Below are 5,237 nucleotides of genomic sequence, written 5' to 3'. Positions count from 1 at the left end.
CGGCCTGGCCGGCCTTTGGCTCGCCTGGCGCTTTGCCGGCGAAACCACGCGCCATCAGCAGCACCGGCTCGATCTGCCGGGCCAGTTGGCCGCGATTGCCGCGCTGGGCACGCTGGCCGGCGCGCTGATCGAAGGCGGTGCGCTCGGCTGGGGCAGCTCGTTCGTGGTCGCAGGCTTCGTCCTCGCCGCGATCTTTGCCGTGCTGTTCGTCTGGCGCGAGGCCCGCGCGGAGCAGCCGATGCTGCCGCTCTCGCTGTTCAGCCGCAGGATGTTCGCGCTGACGTCGATCGTCGGCCTCCTCGTCAACATCGCGTTCTATGGCCTGATCTTCGTGCTCAGCCTCTACTTCCAGCAGGTCAACGGACTGTCGGCGTTCGCAACCGGCCTGGCGTTCGTGCCGATGCTCGGCGCCGTGCTGCCCGCCAATTTGATCGCGCCGCATGTTGCGGAGCGGATCGGCGCGCCGCGGACGATCGCGCTCGGCGCGGCGCTCTCGGCCGCCGGATGCCTGGCGCTGCTGTTGATCGGCGCCGGTACCGGTTATCCGGCGATCTGCCTGCAACTGCTGGCGATCAGCGGCGGCCTCGGCCTCTTGGTCCCGCCCTTGACGTCGACGTTGCTCGGCAGTGCCGAACCGCAGCATGCCGGCATCGCTGCCGGGGTGCTGAATGCGACCCGGCAGACCGGCAGCGTGCTTGGCGTCGCGCTGTTCGGCTCGATGGTCAGCCGGTCCGCGGCCTTCATCGCCGGCCTGCATGCGGCCCTCGGTATCTCGGCCGCCGTGTTGCTTGCGGCGGCCGCGCTGATCTGGATCGGCGCATCGTCACAAGCGCGCTGACGAGAATTGGCGCGAACGCGAAATTGCGCTGCGGCTTACGCGTGCAAGTCACATAAGCGTTCGCGCAGCTAAGCGTCCGCGCAGCCACCGTTTTCCGCGGCGAATTACTTCTCATTCAAGGCTTCTTCACCATGCGTGGAGCCTTGCTGCAGTGCGGTTACCGTTCGTACACGAATGCGCCTGTTCTTATGGGTCCATAACGGGGGCCTATATGTATCGCGTTCTAACCTGTCTCACCTTGGAACATGACTGGCGGTTGGTCGTCCTTGGTGGGGTGATCTGCCTGCTCGCCAGTGCCGTCGCGATCAGCCTGTTTCACCGCGCCCGCGCTGCGGAGGGCCGTGCCCGCGAGATCTGGATCGGTCTCGATGCGGCGGTCGGCGGTTGCGGTATCTGGGCCACCCATTTCGTCGCCATGCTGGCGTACGATCCCGGCATCGAGGCCGGATACAACATTCCCATCACGCTGCTGTCGCTGGTGCTCGCGGTTGCGATCCTGGCCGTCGGATTGGCGGTCGCAACGCTCGATCAGCGCTGGTGGACGGTTGCGGCCGGTGGCGCGATCGTCGGCGCCGGTGTCGCCGCCATGCATTACACCGGCATGCTGGGGCTGGAGCTGCCCGCCCGCATCGTCTGGTCGCCCGGCATCGTGGCCGCGTCGATCGCATTCGGAAGCCTGTTTGGCGCGCTCGCGCTCGTCATTGCCACGCGTGGCGAACGGTTTGGACTCACGGCCGCCGCGACCGGTCTTCTGACCGTCGCGATCGTCTCGCATCATTTCACCGCGATGGGCGCGGTGACACTGGTGCCGGATCCGACGATCGTTCCGGACGGAATGTCGGTCTCGCCGCGCGTGCTCTCGTTCATGACCGCAGTTGCGGCGTTCGCGATCCTCGGCCTCTCGCTGATCGCCTCCATCCTCGATCGTCGCGCCAAGACCGAGCTTCACAAGCAGAAGATGGTGCTGGATACCGCGCTCGAGAACATGTCGCAGGGACTGTGCATGTTCGACGCTGACGGCCGCATCATGTTGTTCAACGAGCGCTACAGCGAGATGATGGGGCGCAATCGCGTGCCGCTCCAGGGACGTCTGTTGATCGACGTCCTGCAGGACCTCCATTCCATCGACGAGTGGGACGGCGATCCCGAAGAGCTCTGCGATGCCCTGATCGCCGAGGCCAAGGCCGGCAACAGCGGAACGCGGATCATCAGCCGCAACGAGCGCGCGATCCGCGTCGTCGATCAGCCGATGAAGGGCGGCGGCTGGGTCGCGACCTTCGAAGACATCACCGAATGGCAGCAGGCCCAGGAACAGATCTCGCACATGGCGCGGCATGATGCGCTGACCAATCTGCCGAACCGGACGCTGTTCCGCGAGCAGCTCGAGAAGGCCTCGCGGTTGGCCAAGCGCTCCGACCAGCTCGCGGTGCTCTGTCTCGATCTCGATCATTTCAAGGAAATCAACGACACGCTCGGGCATCCGATCGGCGACGCGCTGCTTCGTGAAGTCGCACGCCGGCTCGGCGAATGCGTGACCGAGCACGACACCGTGGCGCGGCTCGGCGGCGACGAATTCGCCATCGTGCAGTTCTGCAGCAACTGCGAACCGTCGGTCGTGTCGTCGCTGGCAAGTCAGGTGGTCGAGCGGATCGCCGCGCCCTACGAGATCGGTGGCCATCAACTCGTGATCGGCGTCAGCATCGGCATCTCGCTCGCGCCCGAGGACGGCAAGGATCCCGACGAACTGCTGCAAAAAGCCGATCTCGCGCTGTACCGCGCCAAAGCCGACGGTCGCGGCACCTACCGGTTCTTCGAGACCGGAATGGATGCGCGCGCGCAGGCGCGCCGCCTGCTGGAGCGTGACCTGCGGTTCGCGCTCGAGCGCGACGAGTTCGAGGTCTATTACCAGCCGATCCGCGATGTCGAGGGTGATCGGGTGGTCGCCTTCGAGGCGCTGGCACGCTGGAACCACGCGCTGCGCGGGCTGATCGCGCCCAACAATTTCATTCCGGTCGCCGAGGAGACCGGGCTGATCGTTCCGCTCGGCGAGATCGTGCTGCGCAAGGCTTGCATGGAGGCAACAAGGTGGCCGGCGGACATCGCGGTCGCCGTCAACCTGTCTCCGGTGCAGTTCAAGAACCCCAACCTGGTGTCGTCGGTGAAGGCGGCGCTGGATGCGTCGGGCCTCGCGGCGGATCGGCTCGAGCTCGAGATCACCGAATCGGTGCTGCTGCAGAACAGCGAGGCGACGCTCGCGGTACTGCACGAGCTCCGCGGTTTCGGTGTCCGCATCTCGCTGGACGATTTCGGCACCGGCTATTCCTCGCTGAGCTATCTGCGCAGCTTCCCGTTCGACAAGATCAAGATCGACCGTTCCTTCGTGACCGACCTGGCGACACGCGAGGACTCGATGGCGATCGTGCGCGCGGTCACCGGCCTCGGCAAGAGCCTGGGCATCGTCACCACGGCCGAGGGTGTCGAGACCGACACGCAGTTCGACCTGCTGCGGCAGGAGGGCTGCACCCAGGCGCAGGGCTATCTGTTCAGCCCGCCGCGGCCGGCGGCCGACGTCATCAAGATGCTGCACCGGATGCCGGAGCGCTCGGTCGCCTGATTTTGCGAGAAGGCTGGGTCGCTGGATTCTTCTCGAAAGCGTTCTAGCTCTTGCGCAGGGCGAAATAGGCGCCGCAGAACGCCATCACGGCGCCGAGGCACAGAGCGGCGAGGCCGGCGAGCACGGCGGAAATGGTCGAGACCGCGCTCGGCGCGGACGCGGCCTGGCCGGCGCCGGCCAGCATCAGCACGCCGACGACGATCAGGAACTGGCGCATCCGCTGCGGGATCTGGCCGGCCACCGCGCTGTGCATCAGATTGGCCGTGAAATAGCCGCCCGAAAACCCGACTGATGCGATCAGCCACCACGCAATCGCCGCGCCGGCCGGCATGAATTCGTGGCTATCGGAGCGCCACAGGCCGCCGAGATCGAGCCCGTAGCGCGCGCCGAGCATATGCACGGCGAGCGCCAGCAGCACGCCGGATATCATCGCGCCGCCGAGGATGAGGTAACGCGGAAAATAGGTCGTCTCGGGCATGGCTCGCTTGTAGGATAGGCGTGACATCCGATGCAAGCGCAAGCATGATCCGGAAAAGTGGAAGCCGGTTTTCCCTCGCGACAAACGCCAAAGGCGTTTGCGCGGAGATCATGCTCAAACAATAGCGCGTGTCCGAACAGGTGGAACGGCGGATTGCCAACAACGTTGCAGGATCGGCCGGAGGCAGGCGAGGGCACAGCGGTGCGCTATGCCTACAAGGCCTCGTTGATCGGCTCGGCGCACCAGTTCGAGCTGACCAAGGACGGGCTGTCGTGGTGTATCGCCGGCAGGTCGGGCCTGTGGGATTACGCCGACATCTCCGTGGTGAAGCTGTCTTATCGCCCGGTCTCGATGCAGCAGCAGCGATTTCGCGCCGACATCGACAACGCCAGGGGCGGGCGGATCGCGATCCTCTCGACCACCTGGCAGACCGCGACGCTGGTGGCGCCGCAGGGGCATCTCTACCGCGATTTCATCGTCGAACTGCATCGGCGGATGCAGGCGGCTGGCAGCACGGCCAGGCTGGTCGGGGGTCTCGGGCCGAAGACATACACTGCCGCACTGGCGCTGCTGGCTTGTCTTGCGGTGGCAATGATCGGATTGCTGCTGACGGCGCTGCTGACAGCGAACTGGACCGGCGCGCTGTTCCTGGTGGGCTTTGCCGCGCTGTTCACCTGGCAGGTCGGCGGCTTCGTCACGCGCAACCGGCCACGGCGCTACAGCTTCGATCAATTGCCCGATGCGCTGCTGCCGAAGATCACCCGCAATCAAGCGCAATGAAATGTGACTTCGTGCGCAGGCCCGCGCGCGGCATCGTCGCAGCGATGTCGTGGCCGGGGAGAACGGGGCATGCAGGATCGCAGTTTGCGGATTCCGTCTGACGACGAGATCGCCGCGATCAATGCGCAGCACCTGATCGAGACGCCGCTCAAGCCCGCCGATCTTTTGTTCGTGTTCGGCACCCGCGTCGATGTTGCCGAGCGGGTCGACGCGGCGGTCCGGCTCTGGCGCGACGGGCTTGCACGCTGGTCGATCGTGAGCGGCGGCGTCACGCCGGGCGATCACCGCTCGGAATGCGAGATCATCAAGGCCGCAATGGTGGCGCGCGGCGTGCCGGCTGAACGGATCCTCGAGGAGCATCGCGCGCAGAACACCGGTGAGAACGTGATCTTCTCGCTGCCGGTGATCGACGCGGCGCTGGGTCTCTCCAATGTCGGAAGCGTGATCTGCCTCGGCAACAGCGGGACCGCGCGGCGCTATCCGATGACGTTGCACCGGCATTGGCCGGAGGTTGGGAAGATGCTGGT

General features: G+C 65.9%; 5 protein-coding genes. 4 read left to right on the top strand and 1 reads right to left on the bottom strand.

Features of this window, described 5'->3' with window-relative positions:
• Window positions 1–838: MFS transporter (locus tag FNJ47_RS44495; protein ID WP_163162918.1), on the top strand; the 838-nt coding region annotated here is incomplete at its 5' end.
• Window positions 839–1,049: 211 nt separating this feature from the next.
• On the top strand, window positions 1,050–3,452 hold the full coding sequence (locus FNJ47_RS44490) for an EAL domain-containing protein (RefSeq protein WP_163162916.1): 2,403 nt from the start codon (window positions 1,050–1,052) through the stop codon (window positions 3,450–3,452).
• A gap of 43 nt (window positions 3,453–3,495) precedes the next feature.
• Here FNJ47_RS44490 and FNJ47_RS44485 read toward each other — a convergent pair whose 3' ends face one another.
• A complete protein-coding gene (locus FNJ47_RS44485; protein ID WP_021077998.1) occupies window positions 3,496–3,930 on the bottom strand; it encodes a hypothetical protein in 435 nt (144 codons plus the stop codon).
• A 165-nt stretch (window positions 3,931–4,095) separates the two neighbouring features.
• Between FNJ47_RS44485 and FNJ47_RS44480 the strand changes: the two genes are divergently transcribed.
• Both FNJ47_RS44480 and FNJ47_RS44475 read left to right on the top strand, forming a co-directional pair.
• Complete coding sequence (locus FNJ47_RS44480; protein WP_163162920.1) at window positions 4,096–4,710, top strand: hypothetical protein; 615 nt, start codon at window positions 4,096–4,098, stop codon at window positions 4,708–4,710.
• A gap of 69 nt (window positions 4,711–4,779) precedes the next feature.
• The coding region (locus FNJ47_RS44475; RefSeq protein ID WP_163162914.1) for a YdcF family protein at window positions 4,780–5,237 on the top strand (458 nt) is incomplete at its 3' end.

It is taken from the genome of Bradyrhizobium uaiense, assembly GCF_010811875.1.
GTDB lineage: Bacteria > Pseudomonadota > Alphaproteobacteria > Rhizobiales > Xanthobacteraceae > Bradyrhizobium > Bradyrhizobium uaiense.
The sequence above is the reverse complement of the archived record's forward strand: the minus strand, read 5'-3'. Positions and strand labels throughout refer to the sequence as shown.